The sequence below is a fragment of the Rhizobium sp. CRRU65 genome, from assembly GCF_048551595.1.
GTDB classification, from domain to species: Bacteria; Pseudomonadota; Alphaproteobacteria; order Rhizobiales; family Rhizobiaceae; genus Rhizobium; species Rhizobium leguminosarum_J.
Genome location: NZ_JBLYZH010000002.1, coordinates 403,594 through 425,676 on the forward strand (window position 1 = coordinate 403,594; position 22,083 = coordinate 425,676).

Genomic DNA, 22,083 nt, shown 5'->3' on the forward strand with positions numbered 1-22,083 from the left:
ACTATATAAGTCTTTCGCGTCGTGGCAAGCCCGCCCGGCATGCATTTCCCAAACTTTGATGGCATAGGCGCTGTGGCGCGATGGGTGCGATGACGCCAATCATCTCTCAGCCCATCCGCTCCGACGCGTAACTTCCGGGGCTGGCCGGGAAGACCACGGTGCGGTTGCCGTTGATGAAGGTGCGGTGATGGATATGGGCGTGGATGGCGCGCGCCAGCACCTGGCTTTCGACGTCGCGGCCGATCGAGACATAGTCGTCGGGCGACTGCGCATGGGTGATGCGCGCCGTGTCCTGCTCGATGATCGGGCCTTCGTCGAGATCGGCGGTGACGTAATGGGCCGTCGCCCCGATCAGCTTCACGCCGCGTTGATAGGCCTGTTTGTAAGGGTTGGCGCCCTTGAAGCTTGGCAGGAAGGAGTGGTGGATATTGATGATCTTCCCGGACATCTTCTGGCACATCTCGTCCGACAGGATCTGCATGTAGCGGGCGAGCACGATCAGCTCGGTGCCGGTCTGCTCGACCACGTCCATGATATGGCCCTCGGCCTGCACCTTGTTGGCCTTGGTGACCGGAATATGGTGGAAGGGGATGTCATGGTTGACCACGACCTTCTGGTAGTCGAAATGGTTGGAGACCACGCCAACGATATCGATCGGCAGGGCGCCGATCTTCCAGCGGTAAAGCAGGTCGTTCAGACAATGGCCGAAGCGCGACACCATCAAGAGCACCTTCATGCGCTTCTCGCTGTCGTGAAAATCGTAATCCATTTCGAAAGGAGCGGCGACGGTCGCAAAACCGGTGTCGATATCGGCGCCCGAAAGCCCCTCCTCCGAAATGAAGCTGACGCGCATGAAGAACTTGCCGGTGTCGAGATCGTCGAACTGCGAACTGTCGATGATGTTGCAGCCTTTGTCGGCCAGATAGCTCGAAATCGCCGCGACGATGCCGCGCGTCGACTTGCAGGATACGGTGAGTACGAAACTCTTCATGCTGTTTCTTCCTTCGCTATCCCGAGCGCAGATGGCCTACTGCATAATTCCTTAAATCGGGTTCGACTTGATAATTACGCAGCAATTCAAAGTGTTAGCGTCGTTTTGGCGTCTGAAATACACGCGGCACTGCAACCACGCCGGAGCTTGTCTGCTCCGGCGCATCAGCGTGTCTTCAGAACGCCCGTCCGTTCAGATGTCGAGCGTGCTGTCGCGTTCCCACTGGGTGAAATGCGAGCAGAAAGCATTCCATTCCTGATGCTTGAGCTTGAGATAGGCGGCGGAAAACTCGGCCCCGATCGCCTGCTTCAAGCCCTCGTCTGCATCATAGGCGCGCAGCGCGTCGAGCAGGTTGAGCGGTAGGCGCGGCGCGTCCTTCACCAGATACCCTTCGGCATACATGTCGATATCGTAATGCCGGCCGGGGTCTGCCTGGCTGCGGATGCCGTCGAGGCCGGCCGCGATGATGATCGCCTGCAGCAGGTACGGATTGACCGCACCATCAGGCAGGCGCAGCTCGAAACGTCCAGGTCCCGGCACGCGCACCATGTGGGTGCGGTTGTTGCCCGTCCAGGTCACGGTGTTCGGCGCCCAGGTCGCGCCCGATGTCGTGCGCGGCGCGTTGATGCGCTTATAGGAATTGACCGTCGGATTGGTGATCGCGGCGAGCGCGGAGGCGTGCTTCATGATGCCGCCGAGGAATGTTTTACCCTGAGCGGAGAGCCCAAAGGCCATTTCCTTGTCGGCAAAGGCGTTGACCTTGCCATCGATGTCCCAGACCGAAATATGGGCATGGCAGCCGTTTCCGGTCAGGCCTTTGAAGGGCTTCGGCATGAAGGTGGCGCGAAGGCCGTGTTTTTCGGCGACCGACTTGACCATGAACTTGAAGAAGGAGTGCTTGTCTGCCGTCTGAAGCGCGTCGTCATATTCCCAGTTCATCTCGAACTGGCCGTTCGCGTCCTCGTGGTCGTTCTGATAGGGCTTCCAGCCGAGCTCGAGCATGTAGTCGCAGATCTCGGCGATGACATCATAGCGACGCATCACGGCCTGCTGATCGTAGCAAGGCTTCTCGGCGGTATCGAACTGGTCCGAAATCACCGAGCCGTCCGCAGAAATCAGAAAGAACTCGGGCTCCACGCCGGTTTTCACCCGGAGCCCTTCTTTCGCAGCTTCAGCGACCAGTCTTTTCAGCACCACGCGCGGTGCCTGTTCGACAGGCTGATCGTTCATGACGCAGTCGGCTGCAACCCATGCGACGTCTTTCTTCCAGGGCAACTGGATGACCGAGGACGCATCGGGAAGCGCGAACAGGTCGGGATGGGCTGGCGTCAAATCGAGCCAGGTTGCGAAGCCCGCAAAGCCGGCGCCATCCTTCTGCATATCGGCAATGGCTTCTGCCGGGACCAGCTTGGCGCGTTGGCCACCGAACAGGTCGGTATAGCTGATCATGAAATATTTGATGCCTTTGTCTTTGGCAAAAGCAGCAAGGTCCAGTGTCATTCTCGTTCCCCTTTGGATTTCTTGGAGACACTTTGCTTATGGATGCGAGACGGCCGGGACGTTTGCCCGGCCGGTAGTAGAAATCAGTAGCCTCCCTTGCCGGGATACCAGTTTGTGCCGGCGAGCGGGATCTGGGCCATGGCGGCCGCCTCCATCGTCAGCGCGCAAAGATCTTCCGGTTCCAGGTTGTGCAGGTGGTTCTTGCCGCAGGCGCGCGCGATGGTCTGGGCTTCCAGCGTCATGACCTTCAGATAGTTGGCGAGACGGCGGCCGGCGGCGATTGGATCAAGGCGCTTCATCAGTTCCGGGTCCTGCGTCGTGATGCCGGCCGGGTCTTTGCCTTCGTGCCAGTCGTCATAGGCGCCGGCCGTCGTGCCGAGCTTCTGGTATTCTTCTTCCCAATGCGGATCGTTGTCGCCGATCGCAACGAGTGCCGCCGTGCCGATGGCAACGGCATCGGCACCCAGCGCCAGTGCCTTGGCCACGTCGGCGCCCGATCGGATGCCGCCCGAGATGATCAGTTGCACCTTGCGATGCATGCCGAGATCCTGCAGCGCCTGGACGGCGGGGCGGATGCAGGCGAGCGTCGGCATGCCGACATTTTCGATGAAGACATCCTGCGTCGCGGCGGTTCCGCCCTGCATGCCATCGAGCACCACCACGTCGGCACCAGCCTTCACCGCAAGTGCGGTATCGTAATAGGGACGCGCGCCACCGACCTTCACATAGATCGGCTTTTCCCAGTCGGTGATCTCACGCAGTTCCAGGATCTTGATTTCGAGGTCGTCCGGGCCCGTCCAATCCGGATGACGGCAGGCCGAGCGCTGGTCGATGCCCTTCGGCAGATTGCGCATGTTGGCGACGCGATCGGAGATCTTCTGGCCGAGCAGCATGCCGCCGCCGCCGGGCTTTGCGCCTTGACCGACAACCACTTCGATCGCATCGGCGCGACGCAGGTCCTTGGGATTCATGCCGTATCGCGACGGAAGATACTGGTAGACCAGCGTCTGCGAATGGCCGCGCTCTTCATCGGTCATCCCGCCGTCGCCTGTCGTGGTGGAGGTTCCGGCAATCGTCGCGCCGCGTCCGAGCGCTTCCTTGGCATTGCCGGAGAGCGCGCCGAAGCTCATGCCGGCAATGGTGATCGGCGTCTTCAGGTGAATGGGCTTTTTGGCGAAGCGTGCGCCGAGGACGACCGACGTGTCGCACTTTTCGCGGTAACCTTCGAGCGGATAGCGCGAGATCGATGCGCCGAGAAAAAGCAGGTCATCGAAATGCGGAACCTTGCGTTTGGTGCCGGCGCCACGGATGTCGTAAATGCCGGTTGCCGCCGCACGGCGGATTTCCGCCAGCGTGTAATCGTCGAAGGTCGCGGACTTGCGCGGCGGGGTATAGGGGTTGTGATAGCTCATGATGGTCCCTCGCCTTAATACGCGTCGGCGTTGTCGATATTGAAATTGTAAAGCTTGCGGGCCGAGCCGTAACGCTTGAATTCCTCGGGCCTCACTTCGCTCACGCCCGCCTTTTCGAGAAGTTCGGCCAGCTTCGTCAGATGCTCGGGACGCAGCTCCTTTTCGATGCAATCGGCACCCAGGCTCTTGACCGAACCGCGTACGAAGAGCTTCGCCTCGTAGAGCGAATCCCCAAGCGCATCGCCGGCATCGCCGAGCACCACGAGGTGGCCGGACTGGCCCATGAAGGCCGACATATGGCCGATATTGCCATGAACGACGATGTCGATGCCCTTCATCGAGATGCCGCAGCGCGATGCCGCATTGCCCTTGATGACAAGGAGGCCGCCGCGGCCGGTTGCGCCGGCATACTGGCTGGCATCACCCTCGATGACGACTGTTCCAGACATCATGTTTTCTGCAACACCCGGACCTGCCGAACCGTGAACCGTGACGGTCCCGCCGTCGTTCATCCCGGCGCAGTAATAGCCGACCGACCCCTTCACATCGACCGTGACGGGCGCATCGATGCCGACGGCAACCGAATGGCTGCCGCGCGGATTGACGACTTCGAAGGAAAGATCGTTCGAACCGTTCTGGATGTTGTGCAGGGCGCTGTTGAGTTCACGCAACGGCGTAGTGGCAAGATCAATGACAGGCATGTTTCGATAACCCTTGGAGAATATGCATGAGGCGCCGGTCAAGCGACCTTCTGGTGATCCCAGAAATAGACGGTTGCAGGCTCCGGCTCCCAGACCCGGGCATTCTCGATGCCGGGCAGATTGACGAGCGCCCGGTATTCGGAACCGAAGGCGACATACTGCTCCGTTTCGGCCATGACGGCGGGCTTGCAGGCGATCGCATCGCGCACCACGCCGAAGCCGGACTTGGTGCCGACGACGAAGGTGAAGAAGCCGTCGAGGTCATCCACCGCGCCTTCCAGCGCCTGGCCGAGATTCTTGCCCTTGGCCATCTCTGCCGTCAGGTAGGCGGCGGCGACCTCGGTGTCGTTTTCGGTTTCGAAGGTCATGCCTTCGCGCTTCAGCTCGCGGCGCAGATTGTTGTGGTTGGACAGCGAGCCATTATGCACCAGGCATTGGTCGGCGCCGGTGGAAAAAGGGTGGGCGCCGAGCGTCGTGACGGCTGATTCCGTCGCCATGCGGGTATGGCCGATGCCGTGGGTGCCGGCCATTGAATTGACCGCGAAGCGGGAGACCACATCCTTCGGCAGGCCGGTTTCCTTGTAGATCTCGATGGCGTCGCCGCTGCTCATAATGCGGATGTTGGGACGCAATTCAGAAACGGCTGCCTTGCCCGCATCGAGCAGATCCTTCGCAAGCGTGATGACGGCATGCGTGCTCTTAACCTGGATGGCGACCGGTGCGCCGACCGCCTGGCCGAGCTCGGCCTCAAGGCCGGCGAAATCCTTCTTCGGATTGGCCGACTGGATGGTGATCTTGGCATTGCTGCCGCTGGCGTCGCCATAGATCGCGATACCGGCGCTGTCCGGCCCCCGATCCGTCATCGTTATCAGCATCGAGGACAGCAGTGCCCCGAGCTCCGGTTCGAGACTTTTATCCTTGAGGAAGAGCCCCACAATTCCGCACATGACCAGACCTCCGTTCGTGTTGAGAAAGGACTAGCAGGTCTGTTTTCGGTTTTCAACTCGGAAGAAAGATTTTTTCTTTTAAGGCAAGTCAGCTTTTCGAGCTCCGCTGAGGATAGGTGATGATCGAGAGGTATTTGCTCGGGAGTTTGACCAACTGCTCCGGCCCATGTGGTGCATCGGCATCGAAGAACAGGCTGTCGCCCGGCTCCATCTGGAAAAGCTGGTCGCCATGGCGGTAAACGACTTCGCCTTCGAGCATGTAGAGAAATTCCATGCCCTCGTGCTGGAAGGTCGGGAAGGTGTCGGAATCGGCCGTCAATGTGATGAGGTAAGGCTCGACGATGACGCCGCTGGTATTGTTGTCGATATGGCCGAGCAGATTATATTGATGGCCGGCGCGCGTGCCGCGCCGTTCGAGTTCGATGCCCTGCCCCGCTTTGACGAAGACGGCATTGCGCGGTTCCTCGAAACGGCGGAAGAAGGCCGTCAGTGGTACGCCGAGCGCCCGCGACAGCGATTGCAGCGTCGTCAGCGACGGCGAGATGTTGCCGTTCTCGATCTTCGACAGCATGCCGAGTGAAATGCCGGTCGCGGCCGCCAGATCGGTGACCGTGATGCCGAGTTTCTTGCGGTAGGCGCGCACCTCATGGCCTATCGCCATTTCGAGGTTGTTTTCCTTCGGCTCGCGGACGGCGTGCGGATCCTGGGAAAAGGGAGCGCGTCCACTCTGCGCCTGTTCCGGTTGCTCTGCCGCTTCGCGCTTGGATTTCATAGGTTTTCTACCGCCGCCTTCTCTTTTGCCCAAGGCAACCCTATCGTCATAGTGAAAATTCCTCAACCGTGAAGAAAACCTATTCCCGCCGCGCCGCGCGCGGAGCGATGCCGTAGACGGCACGGAACATCCGGGAAAAATGGCTCAGACTGGAAAAACCGGTGGCCACCGCGATTTCCGAGACGGAAAGCGGGCTCTGCTTCAGCAGGCGATGGGCATGCTGCAGCCTGATCCTGCGGTACTGATCGAGAAAGGTGGTGCCGAGATGAGCCGAAAAGAGCCGGTCGAGATGGCGGGTGGTGACGCCGGCGATGCGCGCCATGGCGGCACGCTCGAGCGGCATCTCGATCGTCTCTTCCATCCGTTCGAGAACGTTGAGCAGGCCGGAATGATGGACGCCGTAACGCTGCGCCAGCGAGGCGCGCTGGGGTGCAGCGGGCTCGTTGACCTCGGTGTGCAGATACCAGTCGCTGACCCGGCGGGCGAAATCCGGCCCCATGCGCTCGGCGATCAGCACATGCATCATGTCGAGCGGTGCGATGCCGCCGCCGCAGGTGATCCGGTTGCCGTCGATCACGAAGCGCGCCTGGCGCGGCGTCAGGTCCGGGAAGGCTTCGAGAAGGGCTGCGGCATGCTCCCAGTGGATGGTGAAGTCGCGGTGGCCAAGCAGTCCGGCGGCGGCCATCAGATAGGGGCCGCCCGAGATGCCGCCGATCCTCACCCCTTCGCGCGACAGCTGCCGCAAGCAGGCAAGTACGCTAGGATATCGCCAGTCGCGGGGCAAGCCGCCGGCGCAGACGAAGGCCGTTCCGAGCCCGGAGCCCCTGACCGGGAGAGGCTCGGCGGGGACGCTTGTGCCCGAGGAGGAGAGCGCCGGCGCGCCATCGGGCGAGAAGATCTGCAGTCGATAGATCTCGCGTCCGGCCAAAAGATTTGCCGCCCTGAGCGGTTCGGTCGCCGAAGCATAGGACATCAGCGCAAATCCCGGGATAAGGATGAAGCCGATTTTCTGGACATTTCTACTATCAACAGAGGACATGTCTCTTTCTTAGCGATTTGTGTCCCTTCTGTGCAAGTCAGCCCTTCTCTTTCTGGCATCATGCAGCTGTTCTTTCCGGAGTGACCATGCGCTATTCCGCTCTTTCGATTTTCCTGAACGGCCTTCGCGGCAACAAAGGCTGGGCGCCGGCCTGGCGCGAGCCGGCGCCGAAGCCGCATTACGACGTCATCATCGTCGGCGGCGGCGGGCATGGTCTTGCCACCGCCTACTACCTTGCCAAGGAGTTCGGCGTCACCAATGTCGCTGTCCTCGAAAAGGGCTATCTCGGCTCCGGCAATATCGGCAGGAACACGACGATCATCCGCTCGAACTACCTGCTGCCGGGTAATAATCCGTTCTACGAGCTGTCGATGAAACTTTGGGAGGGGCTGGAGCAGGACTTCAACTTCAACGCCATGGTCTCGCAGCGCGGCGTTCTCAACCTCTTCCATTCCGACGCGCAGCGCGACGCCTATACGCGCCGCGGCAACGCCATGCGGCTGCATGGCGTCGACGCCGAGCTTCTCGACCGGCAGGCGGTACGCAGGAAATTGCCCTTCCTCGATTTCGACAATGCCCGTTTCCCCATTATGGGCGGCCTGTTCCAGCCGCGCGGCGGCACGGTGCGCCACGATGCGGTCGCCTGGGGTTATGCGCGAGGCGCCGATCAGCGCGGCGTCGACATCATCACCCAGTGCGAGGTGACCGGCATCCGCAGCGAAAACGGTCAGATTACCGGCGTCGAGACCAACAAGGGCTTCATCGGCTGCGGCAAGCTGGCGCTTGCTGCCGCCGGCAACTCCACCGTCGTCGCCGATATGGCCGGCCTTCGCCTGCCGATCGAAAGCCATGTGCTGCAGGCCTTCGTCTCCGAAGGGCTGAAACCGTTCATCGACACAGTCGTCACCTTCGGCGCCGGGCATTTCTACGCGTCCCAGTCGGACAAGGGCGGCCTGGTCTTCGGCGGTGACATCGACGGCTACAATTCCTATGCCCAGCGCGGCAATCTCGCCTCGGTCGAGCATGTCGCCGAAGCCGGGCTGGCGCTGATTCCGTCGCTGTCGCGCGTGCGTTATCTGCGCTCCTGGGGTGGCGTCATGGATATGAGCATGGACGGCTCGCCGATCATCGACCGCACCCATGTCGACAATCTCTATCTCAACACCGGCTGGTGTTACGGCGGCTTCAAGGCCACACCCGCCTCTGGCTTCTGCTACGCCCATCTGATCGCCCGCAACGCGCCGCATCAGACCGCCCGCGCCTTCCGGCTCGACCGCTTCGCACGCGGCTATCCGATCGACGAAAAGGGCGTCGGCGCCCAGCCCAATCTGCACTGAGGACATTTAAGATGGCGAGCTTGATTTCCTGTCCCCATTGCGGCGCCCGACCGAAGGAGGAGTTCTCGATCCGCGGCGATGCCGGCCTTATCAGGCCGGCGCCGGATGCCGGTGCGGCGGCCTGGTTCGATTATGTCTATCTGCGCGACAATCCGAGAGGCCGGCACAGCGAATATTGGCACCACTCTTCCGGATGCCGCCGCTGGCTGATCGTCGAACGCGATACCGTCACCCATGTGGTCCACGGCGTCAGGGATGCCGCTCTTTCCAAGCTCGGCGGAGAACCGGCATGACGAGCTTCCGTCTTTCCTCCGGCGGCCGCATCGACCGCGCCACGACGCTCGGTTTTACTTTCGACGGCAGGCCACTCGAAGGCCATCCGGGCGATACACTCGCCTCGGCGCTGCTTGCCAACGGCGTCCAGCTCGTCGGCCGCAGCTTCAAATATCACCGCCCGCGCGGCATCCTGACGGCGGGCGCTGCCGAACCGAACGCGCTGGTAACGACGGGCAGCGGCGGGCGCACCGAGCCGAATACGCGCGCCACGATGATCGAGCTCTACCAGGGGCTGACGGCAAAGAGCCAGAACCGCTGGCCTTCGCTCGGCTTCGATGTCGGCGCGGTCAACGGGCTGCTGTCGCCCTTCCTCAGTGCCGGCTTCTACTACAAGACCTTCATGTGGCCGGCGGCCCTCTGGGAAAAGCTCTACGAGCCGGTGATCCGCAAGGCGGCGGGCCTCGGCAGGGCTTCCTACGAGGCCGATCCCGATAGCTACGAGAAATGCTGGGCGCATTGCGATCTGCTGGTGATCGGCGCCGGTCCTTCCGGTCTTGCCGCGGCGCTGACCGCCGGCCGCGCCGGCGCGCGCGTCGTCCTCGCCGACGAGGGACCCGAACTCGGCGGCAGCCTGCTTTCCGACAGCGGCACTATTGACGGCAAGCCGGCGGATGCGCTTCTCGGCGCGCTGCTTGCCGAACTGGCGAGCCTGGAGAACGTGCGCCGCCTGCCGCGCATGACGGTGTTCGGCTGGTACGACGACAATGTCTTTGGCGCCGTCGAACAGGTGCAGAAGCATGTGGCGATGCCCGATCCGGATCGTCCCGTCGAACGCTTGTGGCGCATCGTCGCCCGCCAGGCGATCCTTGCGACCGGCGCCGAGGAGCGTCCGCTTGTCTTCGGCGGCAACGATATTCCCGGTGTGATGATGGCAGGCGCGATGCGCAGCTATCTCAACCGGCAGGCGGTCGCGCCCGGCAGAAGCACCGTCATCTTCACCACCAACGATGCCGGTTACAGTACCGCCGCCGATCTCGAAGCCGCCGGCCTCGCAGTTACGGCGATCGTCGACAGCCGCGGCGATGCTGCCGCGAGCTGGCAGGGCCGCGCCGAAGTGCTGAAGGGCGCCAGGGTCATCGACGCGTTTGGCGGCAAGCGGCTGCGCGGCGTCAGCGTCGAGGCAGCAGGCGGTATCCGCCGGATTGACGCGGATGCGCTTGCCATGTCGGGCGGCTGGAGCCCGATCATCCATCTTGCCTGCCATCGCGGTGCGAAACCGCAATGGTCGGACGAGGCCTCGGCGTTTCTGGCGCCTGTCCAGCAGGAAGGTCTGACCGTTGCCGGCTCGGCTGCCGGCGTGGCGCAAACCGCGACCTGCCTTGGTGATGGCGCCGCAAAGGCAGCTGCCGCGTTGAAGGCGATCGGTTTCGCGGCGGCGGAGCCGGCCTTTGCACCGGCTTTCGAGATGGCTGCACAGGCAAAGCCGCTCTGGTCGGTCAAGGGCTCGAAGGGCAAGGCTTTCGTCGATTACCAGAACGACGTGCATCTCAAGGATCTCGGCCTCGCCGTCCGCGAAGGCTACGGTCACGTCGAGCTCGCCAAGCGTTACACCACATCAGGCATGGCGACCGATCAGGGCAAACTTTCCAACATCAACGCCATCGGCATCCTTGCCGAGGCACGCGGCGTGTCACCCGCCGAGGTGGGAACGACGACCTTCCGGCCCTTCTACACGCCGGTTTCCTTCGGCGCCTTGACCGGGGCGTCGCGCGGCAAACATTTCCAGCCGGCGCGCAAATCGCCGCTGCATGGCTGGGCTAAGAAGAATGGCGCGATCTTCGTCGAAACCGGCCTCTGGTACCGGTCCGCCTGGTTTCCGCGCGCCGGAGAGACGACATGGCGTGAAAGCGTCGACCGCGAGGTGCTGAACATCCGGAAGAATGCCGGCCTCTGCGACGTCTCGACCCTCGGCAAGATCGAAATATCAGGGAGGGATGCCGCGACCTTCCTCGATCGCATCTATTGCAACGGCTTCGCCAAGCTCGCTGTCGGCAAGGCGCGTTACGGCATCATGCTGCGTGAGGACGGCTTCATCTATGATGACGGCACCACCAGCCGGTTCAGTGACGAGCATTTCTTCATGACGACGACGACCGCACTTGCCGCCGGCGTGTTGACCCATCTCGAATTCTGCGCCCAGACGCTCTGGCCGGAACTCGACGTCTGCTTCGCCTCCTCGACCGATCAATGGGCGCAGATGGCCGTTGCCGGGCCGAAGTCGCGCGCCATTCTTCAGGAGATCGTCGACGAGGATTTGTCGGATGCAGCCTTCCCCTTCATGAGCGCGCGCAAGGTCTCCCTGTTCGGCGGCCAACTTGAAGGGCGGCTCTTCCGGATTTCCTTCTCGGGCGAACTCGCCTACGAGCTGGCGGTGCCCGCCGGCTACGGCGAAGGCGTTGCGGATGCGATCATGGCGGCGGGCGAGAAACATGGCATCTGCGCCTATGGCGCCGAAGCGCTCGGCGTCATGCGCATCGAAAAGGGCCATGTCACCCATGCCGAAATCAACGGCACGGTGACGCCTGGCGACCTCGGTTTCGGCCGCATGGTTTCATCAACCAAGCCGGATTTCATCGGCAAGGCATTGCTTGCCCGCGAAGGGCTGCAGGATCCCGAGCGGCAGCGCCTTGTCGGCGTCAAGCCGCTTAATCCGGCGACCGGTTTCCGCACCGGCTCGCATATTCTCGCCGACGGCGTTGCGGCGACCCTCGAAAACGACCAAGGCTACGTCACTTCAAGCGCCTTTTCGCCAGGGCTCGGCCATACGATCGGCCTGGCGCTCGTCAGGCGTGGGCCGGAGCGCATCGGTGAAAAGGTGACGGTCTGGAACGGCCTGCGCAACGAATTCACCGATGCGGTGCTCTGCCATCCCGTCTTCATCGATCCCGAAAACGAGAAGCTCCATGCGTGATCTTCCGCAACACAAGCCGGTTCTGGCCGGGGCAGCATATAAAGGCATCTCAGGGGCGGGCGTCCGGCTGGAAGCCTTGCCGGAGGGCCATCTCCTGCATGTGCTCGGCGCAATCGAGCCCACCGCGCTCGCCGCAGAATTGGTGAAAGCAGGCTTTGCGAAAAGTTCGATCCGTAAGGCAGGCTTCCGGCAATGGTTCGTCGCCGGCGACGAGCCGCTCGTGCCCGCCAGCCTCCATGCTCTCGCGGCAGCACTTGCGGGAAAGGCTTTCGTCATGGACCAGAGCCACGGGCGCGTGCGTATCGGCGTTTCCGGCCGTTCTTCGCGCGCACTTCTCTCAAGGGGGGCCGCCGTCGATCTCGATCCTTCCGTCTTTCCGGAAGGCCATTCGGCCATGACGATGGTCGGTCATCTCTCCGTGCAGATCGTCCGCACCGGCGATGACAGCTTCGAACTCACGGTCCTGCGCAGTTTTGCCGAAAGCCTCTGGGACGATCTCGTGCATATGGCGGCGAGCGCTGAAAAGGACGACGTCTGACAGAGCATTATGCCGAAAAGTGTGAGGTTTTCCGATGACATCATGCTCTCACTATATAACGTAGACCAGGATGATTTTAGGCCGATCCGGCCCAAAATCACCCTGGTCTAGAGGCGGGTTTCGATCGTTTTCAAGCTGTATGCAGCGAGGCGGCGCCGACCCATTCGGGGCGCGCCGCGCCTTGCAGCTCCTCCAGCGCATCGGCGGCAAAGCTCGGTACTACACCGGTCCACAGCAGTGCGCCGTCGGGATTGGAATGGCCGTCGCCCTCGAGCTTGTAGATGCTTTCGACGATATACTGGCCGTCATTGTTCAGGCCCTTGATCTCGGAAATCTCGACCACCCGGCGCCTTCCTGTGCGCTTGAAGCGGGCGATCTGCACGACGACGTCGACCGCCGAGGCGATCTGGGCGCGCAGCGGCCGAAGCGGCATGTCGATATCAGACATCAGCGCCAGCGTTTCCAGCCGGTGCAGGGAGTCATAGGGTGTGTTCGCATGCACCGTCGAAAGGCTGCCGCTGTGACCTGATGTCATTGCCTGGATCATATCGAGCGCCTCGCCGCCGCGGCACTCGCCGACGATGACCCGGTCGGGCCGCATGCGCAGCGACGAGCGGAACAGGTCGCGGATGCTGGCGCCGCCGCGGCCGAACCGATCGGGCTTCGTCACTTCGAGATAGACCACGTGTTCCTTACGGATCTGCAGTTCGGACGTGTCTTCAATGACGATGATGCGCTCGTGGTCGGCAAAGGCTTCCGACAGTGCGTTCAGCATCGTCGTCTTGCCGGTGCCGGTGCCGCCCGAGATGATGACGTTCTTTTGCAGCCCAACGGCCGCCTGCAGCAGCGTCAGCGACTCGTCGGTCAGGCTGCCCTGGGTGACGAGATCATGGATGCTGCGATGTTCTTTCAAAAAACGGCGGATGGAGATGCAGAGCCCGGTGCGCGACGCGGGCGGCTGGATCATCTGCACGCGCGAACCATCCGGCAGACGCGCCTCGATGCTCGGTTCCTCCGGCGTCAGCCGCTTGCCTGAGAACTGCGCGATGCTGCGCGCGGCCGATTCCAGATCCTCACGACTGGCGAAACGCGTATCGGCGCGTTCGAGCTTGCCTCGCCTTTCGACGAAAATGTCGGATGTGCCGTTGATCAGGATTTCGGACACGCTCGGATCATCGAGGAGAAAACGGATCGGCCCAAGCAGCTTGTCCAGCGCCCGGGTCAGGACCTGGAAGGTGGCCTGTTCGGCAGCGTCGTCGGATACGGCCTTCATCAGAGCGGCATCCCGACCAGGACCGTGCTCATGCCGAACAGCGTCGCCATCATCTGAACCGCGGTCGGAAAGAACATCATCAATGGAATGAGGACCAATCCAAGTATTAAGATGCTGCTCATCGTTTCCATCGTTCTCTCTCCGGATCGACTGGCGGGCGATACCCACCATTTCAGGAAAGCTTAATCCAGATCATCAAACAACGCCATGGTCGGGTGCCGTGCGGGCGGTGATTCTGCCCGCGGTACGCCTTCTCTTCTATCGCTTTGAAAGAATTGGCCAATTATGGAGCAGTAGACGAAGCCGCGAAGGACCATCAAAAACTTCTTCTCCACAGGTAAAACTTCAGCCTGTTCAAAAGGTTAGTTAAAAAAACCCGGCGTCAACTGCGACTTTGTCGCTGATGCCTCCAAGACAATTGGAACCCTTCGTTTCGTTTGCTTGACGGAGGGCTGGCCTTGGGCGCACTCTTGGGTCTTAATGGTGTTGCTCAACAAACGTTGGCCGCCGGGGAAGATAAGCTGAAGCAGAAAGTATCATTGGATCGAGCAACATGCTCGTTCGGATCGATAGCGTATGCTTGGTTCATCTTCACCAAGGCTTCGAACCGAAACAAACCTGGGAATGAGGAGTACTCACATGTTTGGTAAACTCAAGACTCTCGCAATTGCACTTCACAAGGACGAACGCGGCGACATGGCCCAGATCGTCCTGGCCGTCGCCCTGATCGTCATCCCGCTGATGCTGATCCTGCTCGCATTCGGCAAGCAGATCGGCGAATGGTTCAACGAAAAGAACACGGCGCTCTCGGATGCCGAGAGAATTCCTGAGCCGGGTCAATAAGCGGGTCGGGATCATGGATACGACCTATGATCTGACCCTGATGCCTGCAGCGGCGGCTCTTGCCGTCGCCTGCACCATGACCGCGGCGGTGCTCGACCATCGCCACGGTCATATCCCGAACGCCGTCACCTATCCCTGCCTGCTTGGCGGGTTCATGTTGGCGGCAGTCAGCGGCGGTCTCGCAGGAATAGGGCTTGCCTTCGCAGGCCTCCTTGCAGCCGGCCTGATCTTTTTCATCGCCTTCGCAGCCGGAAGCTGCGGCGGCGGCGACGTCAAGCTGATGGCGGCGCTCGGCGCCATTCTCGGCCTCTGGCCCGCCATCGACGTCACCCTTGCATCGCTCATGGTCGGCGGCGTGATCGCCGTTTTCTCCATGGCGCGGCGTGTTCAGTGGAGCGTGCTGGCCCGAACGGTCGGACTGTTTGCGCTTCTCCTGCCCGCCGGTTTCCGCGACGCCGCTTCGGTGCTGAAGCCGCGCGAGACACATCATACCGTGCGCTTCGGCGTTGCCGCCGCTCTCGGACTTCTCTGGTGCCTTTTCATGCCCGATTTCACCCCTCTTTCATTCGTGAGGTAACGGCAATGCGCGCGGAACTCGAACGCCCCATCTTCGACGGTGCCTTCTGGAGTTCGATCCTGCACTCGCGGACCTTCTGGGTCCCTCAGGATCACGGCGCGCTCCTCGGTACCTTTGCGATCGCCATGCTGCTGCTTGCCTCGATGCTGCTGCTGCCGCGGCTTTCCGCCCGCCGGCGCCGGATATCGGAGCTGCACGGCGATATCTCCGGCAGCACGACGATGATGGATTTCGTCCTCGTGACGCCGGTCTTCGTCTTCTTCATGTTCGTGGTCTTCCAGTTCACCATCCTGGCGAAAAACCACCTTTTCACCCATTATGCCGCCTATGCGGCGGCCCGCAGCGCCCGCGTCTATTTCTGCCCGGCCCTGCCGATCACGCTGCGAAGCCTAATCGACGTCAAGACCTGCGATGACGACGCTGCCGCCGGCAAGGCCGATCTTGCCGCCCGTCTGGCGCTGATCCCGGCCGCACCCTATGACCAGCTGAAATGCGTCGGCGCCTGCCAGCCGCCGGAAGATGCGCTGAAAAGCCTTGCCGATGCCTCCGGGCTTTCGAAGAACTGGCGGGCGATGCGCAACCAGGCCCGCTATATGTTCGACCCGCAAAACGTCACCGTGACCGTCGACCGCGCGCCGATGGCGCTCTATGCCGCCATCAACCGCTCGCCGCATGTGCCTGTTACCGCCAAGGTGGAAGCGCGCTTCCTGCTGCTCGAATATGCCGGCTGGGTGTTTGCCCGCGGCCAGAGGAAGGACGGCCGCTACTACACGATCTCGACGGCGGAGGTGAACCTGCTATGACACCGACCCTGATCAAGCGCCTGCACCGCGACGAACGCGGTTTCCTGTCACCGATCATTCTCTACATGACGATCGCGCTCGCCCTGATGATCGTCTGGATCCTGAATACGGGACAGATGATCTACGACAAGCAGCGCACGCAAGACACGGCCGACGCTGCTGCTCTCGTCCACGCCGACTGGGAAGCCCGCTATCTCAACATCATGGCGATGAACAACGTCGCCTCCTCGCAGGCAACCGTCGTCATGGCGACCTCGGTCGCCTTCCAGCTGACGACGGCGGAACTGGCCCTGCGCTCGACCGCCATTCTGGCGAAACTCGCCCAATATTCTTTCACTGAAGGCTTGGGCCCGGCGTCGCTCCTGCCGCCGATGCCGCCGATGCCCCATTGCCCGGGCTGGCAGAAGGTCCCGGTCGTCGGGGGCATCATCTACGGTGCTTGCCTGGCGTTCCAGGGGGTCCGGGCGATAGGAGCCACCAAGGCGATTGCATATACAGTAAAAGCACAGATCGATTATGATCCCTGGGGCCTCATCGTGAAGTCCAGCGACATCATCGACGCCATGAATGATCTCAACGACTACCTCGTCGAGAGCTTTCCTCAGCGGGTCGGCAACGAAGCCCTGCATCTGGTGCGCCTGAACAAGTCGGATCATGTCGTCTTCCATCCGCCGTGCGAGTCCTGCAACAACGCCGGAGAGGGCGCCGGGGGTAACCTGCCGGTCGATCGCGACGGCATCAATCCCGCCTCAGCCTATGCTGAAATGTGCCTCGCCATGACCTATGGCACCCAGGGGCAGGACCCGCTCCTCATGCGCGGCGAGTTTGCCAATCGCGGCTTCCCCAACGGCAAGGGTCCGTTGACCGCAGGCGGCGTCGACGGCAGCCATATCCGCGACTGGGTCAATCACGAGAGCGGCATCGACGATGCTTTAGTGGACTTCTACATCTTTTATGAAGCCTTCGGCCCGGCCTATTTGAGCAAGATCCCGTTCAAGGCGATCATCGAGCAATTTGGCGATCTCAGCTGGTGGCAGGAACTGCTGCTCGATGGCAGCTTCTTTATCGCCGAGGAATTCTTCGGCATCGAATTCGGCATCGTGAACCCCTTTCAGCTGCCGATCGACAAGCCACCGCGCTATTCCGACAAGCAGACAAAGGACGAGAACGATTTCACCCGCAAGTTCGACACGATCTGGGATGGGGTGTGCAGCCCGGCGGGTGCTGCGATTTCGATGGCAGGCGCACTGCCTGTCGTTTCCTTCCCGAAGCCTTACTGGCTGAAGGGACGCACACCTTTCAACTTCACGCCTTTCGGCGGCGAGCAACTCGACGACTACCAGACGCTGGCGATCGTTTCGCGCGCCCCGCGCGCCAGGCTGCAGATCCGCATCTTCAAGGACAAGACACCTTCGGCCTATGCGCTCGCACAGAGCTGGGTCCACAATTACACGGCCTTCGACCTCTACACACAGGATTGGCTGGCATCGCTTGCGCCCGCCACGCTCGCCGACGATATCGGCGAGGTTTCGAACACCATCAAGCAGAGCCCGGCGGCCGACAGTTTTACCGGCCTGACCCGCGTCTTCGACCGAGGAGGAGCCAATGCCTGGGCTGCCGTCAACACACACTGAGCCTATGGGCGGTCTTCCAGGCCGCGGGCTGCTGATGCGGTTGCACCGCGACAGGCGCGGTCTCGCCTCGATCGAATTCGTGCTCGCCGCGCCGGTTATCCTGCTGATCGTGATTTTCGTCATCCACGCCAACAAGATTTCCACCAAGAAGGTAGGAACCATGCTTGCGATGCGCAACGCCGCCTTCGCCGAGGCGAATGGGCTGGACTGCACGTCGGATTTCTCGAACGTCTTCCCGATCCCGGCCTTGCCGGCACTGCCCGGGGGCGACGCCATGAGCTGCGCGCGCACGCCATCGCATGAAGGCGACGGCGACCCGCAACGCACCTTTGTCTGGGACGACGTGCAAAATACCTTGAAGAGCGACGGCCGCGATTTCGGCGACATGGTCGGCGACCTCGCCAATGAGAAGCCGCAGCTCGTCACCGCGACGGCGGACCGGGTCTACAAGTTCAGGGATTCCGACGATCTCGATACGATCAGAAGCCTCCGCTGGAAGGACGCGTTCACGGTTGATGACTCGACGCTGTTTGCCTCCCACAACAACGATACCACGCGCCGTGGCTACGATCCGACGCTGCGTCGGGAAATCCGCGATGTGGCCGACGATTCCGGCGATCTGTTCGACGGCGTCTTCCCGGGAGCGAAATAAGATGATGCAGGGCGCGCGCATCTCCTTTCGTCTCGCCGGTCACCTCGCCGGCCATCTCACTGGTTTGGTGCTGGTGATCGGGCTCGCCGTCGCCGTGGCCACACCGGTCCGTGCCGAAATCTACAAGGATTTCAAAGTGACGCTGAATTCGATGCTGGCCGGCATCCTCGGCGCGCCGGAGCGGGCGCCGCGCGATCTCGTCATCAACGGCCAGCCGCTTGAATTCACGCCCTACCAGAGCGATCGCAGCATTTCCGATATCACCGATGAATGGTTGCGGGTGCTGGCCGCCAATACAAGGCCGGCCTTGCCCAGGAGCGATAACAAGGAAGAACTGACCGCGGTCATTGCCGCCAACATGCTGATCGTCCCGAAGACGAGCCGCATCCGCGACGATCTCGCCGTGGTGGTGCGGTTCTTCGACGGCGACGGCGAGGCGGCCCTCGACTATCTCCGCCGGCAGGATCCTAAAAATCCTTCGGCAAGAGCGCCGATCCCGGGCGTCTCGATCATGATCCGCCGTCCCGCCGATGCGCCGAGGACCGAGGTGCTGATGAGCCGCTTCGAGGATGTTGCCTCGACGCTGCCGGCCTTTGCGGCCCCCGCCGATGTCAGCAAGCTGCCGATGTCGCTGCGTCCGCCGGCCGGTGTCGAGGTGCTGAGCGATATCGGCGATCGCGACCAAAGCCACACGTCGCGCACGGTCGTGTCGAAAGGCACGCTGTCGGCCGTGCGCTGGTCCGATCAACGCGCCGATCTGCTTGCCCGTGACGGTTTTACCATCGAGACGCCGCCGGCACAGCGCGGCGGGGTCACAGCACTTTATGGCCGGCGCGGCAGCGTCGAGGCCAATGTCTTGTACACTCGCAGCAAAACCGACGGCCGGACCGTCGAAGTCATTCAAATCAGGCAACCCTTCGTCGAAGGAATAACACCATGAACTGGAAGCTCATCGCGGCTGTCATCGTCGGGCTCATCACCGGCGTTCTGCTCTACTTCTGGACCGAGAGCGTCAAGAACGAGCAGGTGGCCTATGCCTTCATGCGGCTCCAGCCCGACAGGAAGGTCACGCGAGGACAGGCGATCACGCCCGACATGCTCGCCGAACCGGTGATGCTGCCGGAAAGCTTCGGGGCGCTGGCCAAACTCGCGGTTCCCGCCGCCAGCGCCTATCAGGAATGGCTGAAGGACAGGACGGCCGCGAGCGATATTCCGGCCGGCTCGGTGTTGCTCTTCCAGTATTTCGACGATACCGATGGCGGACGCCTGACGACGATGATCGCGCCCGGCAAGCGGGCGCTCACCCTTCCCGTCAACGCGGCCGCGGCCGTCGGCCATTTCGTCGAGCCGGGCAGCTATGTCGACATCCTCGGCACGGTCGACGAACCGGTCGAGCCCGTGGCGCCGGCCGCCGCGACCCAGCCGGGAGCTCCCGGCCAGCCCGCTGCCGTGCCAGGTCAGCCTGCCGTGCCGGGCCAGGCGCCGCCCGCAGCCGGACAGCCGCAGGCTCCAGCCCAGCCGCAGTCGCCGGTCGAACAGATGCTGAAGAACTATCTCACCCAGTATCCCGGTGCCGACGAGAACGACGTCAACGCCTACCGCAAGCAGGCGCAGGATTATAAACTCGGCATCAGCTCGCGTACCCGCGTCGTCACCCGCACCTTCCTGCAAAATGTCAAGGTTCTGGCTGTCGGCGCGGCGACGACGGCGGAGGGTGCGGTCACCAAGGCCAACAGCACCTACAACAATGTGACCGTCGAAGTGACACCGTCGGAAGCTGAAATGCTGATTTTTGCCATGGGCCAGTCGAACGGCAGCCTGAACCTCGTGCTGCGCAATCCGGCCGACAATACCGTCGAGGACCTGCCGAGCATCAACTGGACGCGCATGTGACCGTCGCGGGGGAATAAGCCATGCTGTTGAAGATTTCCTATGAGGACGGCAGCGGTCGAGAGGTCATCCCGCTCTCGGCGAACGAAACCTATTTCGTCGGCGAGGCCAGCACGCTGACGCTGCCCGCCGGCGCGGGGGTCGTGCGGTTGCGTGGCAGCCACGTCTCTTCGCCGCAATTCGTGCTGCGGAAGTCCGGCCAGGGATGGTCGGTGCAGCATCACGGACGCAACCCGACGCGGGTCGACGATCAGCCGCTTCGGGCCGGCACGCCGGTTGCGGTCTCGGCCGGCATGTCGATCTGGGTGCCGAACGTCACGATCGAACTCGTCGAGCCGGCCGCGGCCGCCGAGGTGGTGACGCAATTTCCCGATCAGGAACGCGTGCTCGCCCTGCAGATGGAAATCCACGAACGCCTGCTGAAGGACACGCAATATGACCGGCTGGTGAAATCCGCCGATTTCGGCCGCGAGGACACGCGAAACCGCATCCGCGAACGCCTCGACATGTTCATCAAGGAGGCGCTCGATGCAGCACAGCAGGATCTCGTCATCCTTGTCATCAAGAACGCCGTCTATCGGTGGCTGGCCAAACGCATTGCCCGAACGGGGCGGCGCGACGCATCGTCGAATGCCGCAAGCCTGTCGCGCGAGGAGCAGGACAATCGCCGCCTCTTCGACGTCGGCAAGGCGCTGATTTCGGCGCTGCAGCTCAAGCTCAACTTCGAATCCACCCGCGCGGACTTTGCCCAGCTCGACACCCGTTTCAGCGCAGCTTTCCAGTCTCGGCAAGCGCTTTTTAACGCCGGTGACCGCTATGAGATCGCCCATATGCACCTGCGCTCCAGCATCGAGGAGCTGATGTATCGCTGGGGAACGATCTCCGAGCTGATGGATCTCGACGTGATCTCGGAAATCATGGTGACGCGCTACGACGAGATCTACGTCGAAAAATTCGGCCTGCTGGAGCGCTATCCCTTCGCCTTCGCCAATGAGCGGCAGCTGATGAAGGTGATCGAGCGCATCGCCGTCGATTCCAACCGCTCGATCAACGAGAGCGAGGCGATGGCCGACTTCCGCATGCCGGATGGCTCTCGCGTCAACGCCGTCATTCCGCCGCTGGCGGTCAAGGGCGCCTGCCTCACCATCCGCAAGTTCGGCGGCAAGTCGCGGCTCGATATCAGCAAACTGGTGACCGCCGGCGCGCTCAGCGAGCCGATGCGCGCCTTCCTCGAGGCGGCCGTCCGCTCCCGCAAGAACATCGTCGTCTCAGGCGGCACCGGCTCCGGCAAGACGACGCTCTTGAACAGCCTGTCGCAGTTCATTCCGGTGGGCGAGCGCGTCGTTGCCGTCGAAGACACGTCGGAACTGCAGCTCGACGGCATTCATGTCGTCTATCTTCAATCGCGGCCGAAGACGGCGGAGTCGGAGACCAGCGTCACCATCCGCGACCTCGTGCGCAACGCGCTGCGCATGCGTCCCGACCGCATCATCGTCGGCGAGTGCCGCGGCGCCGAGGCGATCGACATGCTGCAGGCGATGAACACCGGCCATGCCGGCTCGATGACGACGGCGCATGCCAATACGCCGCAGGACATGATGACCCGCCTGGAGGTGATGGTGCTGCAGGGGCAGAGCTCGCTGCCTGTCATGGCGATCCGCCAGCAGATCGTTGCCGCGGTCGAACTTGTCGTGCAGCTGAACCGCCTGGCAAATGGTCGGCGCGCCGTCACCGAAATATCGGAGGTGATCGGTATCGATCCGGATACCGGCCTCATCATCGTTGAGCCGATCTTCAATCTCGTCGGCCGTGCCGGCGGCCAGGCCGTGCATGCCTTCACCGGCTACCTGCCGAGCTTCGTCGCCGAGCTCGTCGAGTTCAACGACGACGGCGAGATCGAAAAACTGGACATGTTCGTCTGAGGGGG

At 62.2% G+C, this 22,083-nt stretch carries 20 protein-coding genes; 12 read left to right on the forward strand and 8 right to left on the reverse strand.

The genetic code is table 11. From position 1 onward, the window contains the following. Positions 1–106 precede the first annotated feature (106 nt). The 7 genes from purU to ACM5SV_RS05190 all read right to left on the reverse strand — a co-directional run bounded on the left by purU (position 107) and on the right by ACM5SV_RS05190 (position 7,362). A complete protein-coding gene (gene purU / locus ACM5SV_RS05160; RefSeq protein ID WP_017996905.1) occupies positions 107–991 on the reverse strand; it encodes a formyltetrahydrofolate deformylase in 885 nt (294 codons plus the stop codon). A gap of 192 nt (positions 992–1,183) precedes the next feature. Further along, positions 1,184–2,491 carry a type III glutamate--ammonia ligase gene (gene glnT / locus ACM5SV_RS05165; RefSeq protein ID WP_012763164.1) on the reverse strand — a complete coding sequence of 436 codons (1,308 nt, stop codon included), beginning with the start codon at positions 2,489–2,491 and terminating at the stop codon, positions 1,184–1,186. Positions 2,492–2,574: 83 nt separating this feature from the next. Beyond that, complete coding sequence (locus tag ACM5SV_RS05170) at positions 2,575–3,903, reverse strand: FMN-binding glutamate synthase family protein (protein WP_003548137.1); 1,329 nt, start codon at positions 3,901–3,903, stop codon at positions 2,575–2,577. A 14-nt stretch (positions 3,904–3,917) separates the two neighbouring features. Next, positions 3,918–4,604, reverse strand: coding sequence for a GXGXG domain-containing protein (locus ACM5SV_RS05175; RefSeq protein ID WP_027665463.1), 687 nt, complete (start codon positions 4,602–4,604; stop codon positions 3,918–3,920). A gap of 38 nt (positions 4,605–4,642) precedes the next feature. Beyond that, a complete protein-coding gene (locus ACM5SV_RS05180; protein ID WP_221961434.1) occupies positions 4,643–5,551 on the reverse strand; it encodes a class II glutamine amidotransferase in 909 nt (302 codons plus the stop codon). An 88-nt stretch (positions 5,552–5,639) separates the two neighbouring features. Then, a complete protein-coding gene (locus tag ACM5SV_RS05185; RefSeq protein WP_222058932.1) occupies positions 5,640–6,323 on the reverse strand; it encodes a helix-turn-helix domain-containing protein in 684 nt (227 codons plus the stop codon). A 79-nt stretch (positions 6,324–6,402) separates the two neighbouring features. Then, a complete protein-coding gene (locus ACM5SV_RS05190; protein WP_017996901.1) occupies positions 6,403–7,362 on the reverse strand; it encodes a GlxA family transcriptional regulator in 960 nt (319 codons plus the stop codon). Positions 7,363–7,448: 86 nt separating this feature from the next. Here ACM5SV_RS05190 and ACM5SV_RS05195 point away from each other — a divergent pair, with 86 nt between their 5' ends. The 4 genes from ACM5SV_RS05195 to ACM5SV_RS05210 are packed head-to-tail and all read left to right on the forward strand — an operon-like array spanning position 7,449 to position 12,484. Continuing rightward, the gene (locus tag ACM5SV_RS05195) at positions 7,449–8,699 is read left to right on the forward strand and encodes a sarcosine oxidase subunit beta family protein (protein ID WP_419425105.1); all 1,251 of its coding nucleotides are present in this window, start codon (positions 7,449–7,451) and stop codon (positions 8,697–8,699) included. A gap of 11 nt (positions 8,700–8,710) precedes the next feature. Continuing rightward, positions 8,711–8,992, forward strand: coding sequence for a sarcosine oxidase subunit delta (locus tag ACM5SV_RS05200; protein WP_017996899.1), 282 nt, complete (start codon positions 8,711–8,713; stop codon positions 8,990–8,992). After that, positions 8,989–11,946 carry a sarcosine oxidase subunit alpha family protein gene (locus tag ACM5SV_RS05205; protein ID WP_222052294.1) on the forward strand — a complete coding sequence of 986 codons (2,958 nt, stop codon included), beginning with the start codon at positions 8,989–8,991 and terminating at the stop codon, positions 11,944–11,946. The genes ACM5SV_RS05200 and ACM5SV_RS05205 overlap by 4 nt, the downstream gene beginning before the upstream one ends. Next, positions 11,939–12,484: a sarcosine oxidase subunit gamma family protein gene (locus tag ACM5SV_RS05210; protein ID WP_113547794.1), complete on the forward strand. Its 546-nt coding sequence runs from the start codon at positions 11,939–11,941 to the stop codon at positions 12,482–12,484. Before ACM5SV_RS05205 ends, ACM5SV_RS05210 begins: the two co-directional genes overlap by 8 nt. A gap of 130 nt (positions 12,485–12,614) precedes the next feature. On the opposite strand, the gene ACM5SV_RS05215 is transcribed toward ACM5SV_RS05210, so the two are convergent. Further along, positions 12,615–13,928: a CpaF family protein gene (locus ACM5SV_RS05215; protein WP_419425106.1), complete on the reverse strand. Its 1,314-nt coding sequence runs from the start codon at positions 13,926–13,928 to the stop codon at positions 12,615–12,617. A 468-nt stretch (positions 13,929–14,396) separates the two neighbouring features. Between ACM5SV_RS05215 and ACM5SV_RS05220 the strand changes: the two genes are divergently transcribed. Genes ACM5SV_RS05220 through ACM5SV_RS05255 form a run of 8 tightly spaced genes read left to right on the forward strand, consistent with a single transcriptional unit; the run spans position 14,397 to position 22,078 of the window. Further along, the gene (locus ACM5SV_RS05220; RefSeq protein ID WP_003548168.1) at positions 14,397–14,600 is read left to right on the forward strand and encodes a hypothetical protein; all 204 of its coding nucleotides are present in this window, start codon (positions 14,397–14,399) and stop codon (positions 14,598–14,600) included. A gap of 13 nt (positions 14,601–14,613) precedes the next feature. Next, complete coding sequence (locus ACM5SV_RS05225) at positions 14,614–15,177, forward strand: A24 family peptidase (RefSeq protein WP_221995798.1); 564 nt, start codon at positions 14,614–14,616, stop codon at positions 15,175–15,177. A gap of 5 nt (positions 15,178–15,182) precedes the next feature. Next, positions 15,183–15,980 (forward strand): TadE/TadG family type IV pilus assembly protein, encoded by a 798-nt coding sequence (locus ACM5SV_RS05230; RefSeq protein WP_017996892.1) that lies wholly within the window; start codon positions 15,183–15,185, stop codon positions 15,978–15,980. Further along, positions 15,977–17,614, forward strand: a complete 1,638-nt coding sequence (locus ACM5SV_RS05235) for a TadE/TadG family type IV pilus assembly protein (protein ID WP_017996891.1) — start codon at positions 15,977–15,979, stop codon at positions 17,612–17,614. Before ACM5SV_RS05230 ends, ACM5SV_RS05235 begins: the two co-directional genes overlap by 4 nt. Beyond that, positions 17,586–18,266 carry a TadE/TadG family type IV pilus assembly protein gene (locus ACM5SV_RS05240; RefSeq protein ID WP_128449875.1) on the forward strand — a complete coding sequence of 227 codons (681 nt, stop codon included), beginning with the start codon at positions 17,586–17,588 and terminating at the stop codon, positions 18,264–18,266. Before ACM5SV_RS05235 ends, ACM5SV_RS05240 begins: the two co-directional genes overlap by 29 nt. A 1-nt stretch (position 18,267) precedes the next feature. After that, positions 18,268–19,206: a hypothetical protein gene (locus ACM5SV_RS05245; RefSeq protein WP_113547797.1), complete on the forward strand. Its 939-nt coding sequence runs from the start codon at positions 18,268–18,270 to the stop codon at positions 19,204–19,206. Continuing rightward, a complete protein-coding gene (locus ACM5SV_RS05250; RefSeq protein WP_017996888.1) occupies positions 19,203–20,159 on the forward strand; it encodes a Flp pilus assembly protein CpaB in 957 nt (318 codons plus the stop codon). Before ACM5SV_RS05245 ends, ACM5SV_RS05250 begins: the two co-directional genes overlap by 4 nt. Before the next feature lie 20 nt (positions 20,160–20,179). Further along, on the forward strand, positions 20,180–22,078 hold the full coding sequence (locus ACM5SV_RS05255) for an ATPase, T2SS/T4P/T4SS family (RefSeq protein ID WP_222070615.1): 1,899 nt from the start codon (positions 20,180–20,182) through the stop codon (positions 22,076–22,078). Positions 22,079–22,083: the final 5 nt, after the last annotated feature.

Excerpts from the sequence above, each read along its gene's own strand:
- ACM5SV_RS05235 (WP_017996891.1), top strand. The coding sequence starts at position 15,977 with ATGACACCGACCCTGATCAAGCGCCTGCACCGCGACGAACGCGGTTTC.
- ACM5SV_RS05200 (WP_017996899.1), top strand. The coding sequence starts at position 8,711 with ATGGCGAGCTTGATTTCCTGTCCCCATTGCGGCGCCCGACCGAAGGAG.
- ACM5SV_RS05175 (WP_027665463.1), bottom strand. The coding sequence starts at position 4,604 with ATGCCTGTCATTGATCTTGCCACTACGCCGTTGCGTGAACTCAACAGC.
- ACM5SV_RS05250 (WP_017996888.1), top strand. The coding sequence starts at position 19,203 with ATGAACTGGAAGCTCATCGCGGCTGTCATCGTCGGGCTCATCACCGGC.
- glnT (WP_012763164.1), bottom strand. The coding sequence starts at position 2,491 with ATGACACTGGACCTTGCTGCTTTTGCCAAAGACAAAGGCATCAAATAT.
- ACM5SV_RS05185 (WP_222058932.1), bottom strand. The coding sequence starts at position 6,323 with ATGAAATCCAAGCGCGAAGCGGCAGAGCAACCGGAACAGGCGCAGAGT.
- ACM5SV_RS05215 (WP_419425106.1), bottom strand. The coding sequence starts at position 13,928 with ATGGTGGGTATCGCCCGCCAGTCGATCCGGAGAGAGAACGATGGAAAC.
- ACM5SV_RS05210 (WP_113547794.1), top strand. The coding sequence starts at position 11,939 with ATGCGTGATCTTCCGCAACACAAGCCGGTTCTGGCCGGGGCAGCATAT.
- ACM5SV_RS05170 (WP_003548137.1), bottom strand. The coding sequence starts at position 3,903 with ATGAGCTATCACAACCCCTATACCCCGCCGCGCAAGTCCGCGACCTTC.
- ACM5SV_RS05230 (WP_017996892.1), top strand. The coding sequence starts at position 15,183 with ATGCGCGCGGAACTCGAACGCCCCATCTTCGACGGTGCCTTCTGGAGT.
- ACM5SV_RS05190 (WP_017996901.1), bottom strand. The coding sequence starts at position 7,362 with ATGTCCTCTGTTGATAGTAGAAATGTCCAGAAAATCGGCTTCATCCTT.
- ACM5SV_RS05195 (WP_419425105.1), top strand. The coding sequence starts at position 7,449 with ATGCGCTATTCCGCTCTTTCGATTTTCCTGAACGGCCTTCGCGGCAAC.
- ACM5SV_RS05240 (WP_128449875.1), top strand. The coding sequence starts at position 17,586 with ATGCCTGGGCTGCCGTCAACACACACTGAGCCTATGGGCGGTCTTCCA.
- ACM5SV_RS05225 (WP_221995798.1), top strand. The coding sequence starts at position 14,614 with ATGGATACGACCTATGATCTGACCCTGATGCCTGCAGCGGCGGCTCTT.
- ACM5SV_RS05255 (WP_222070615.1), top strand. The coding sequence starts at position 20,180 with ATGCTGTTGAAGATTTCCTATGAGGACGGCAGCGGTCGAGAGGTCATC.
- ACM5SV_RS05205 (WP_222052294.1), top strand. The coding sequence starts at position 8,989 with ATGACGAGCTTCCGTCTTTCCTCCGGCGGCCGCATCGACCGCGCCACG.
- ACM5SV_RS05180 (WP_221961434.1), bottom strand. The coding sequence starts at position 5,551 with ATGTGCGGAATTGTGGGGCTCTTCCTCAAGGATAAAAGTCTCGAACCG.
- purU (WP_017996905.1), bottom strand. The coding sequence starts at position 991 with ATGAAGAGTTTCGTACTCACCGTATCCTGCAAGTCGACGCGCGGCATC.
- ACM5SV_RS05245 (WP_113547797.1), top strand. The coding sequence starts at position 18,268 with ATGATGCAGGGCGCGCGCATCTCCTTTCGTCTCGCCGGTCACCTCGCC.
- ACM5SV_RS05220 (WP_003548168.1), top strand. The coding sequence starts at position 14,397 with ATGTTTGGTAAACTCAAGACTCTCGCAATTGCACTTCACAAGGACGAA.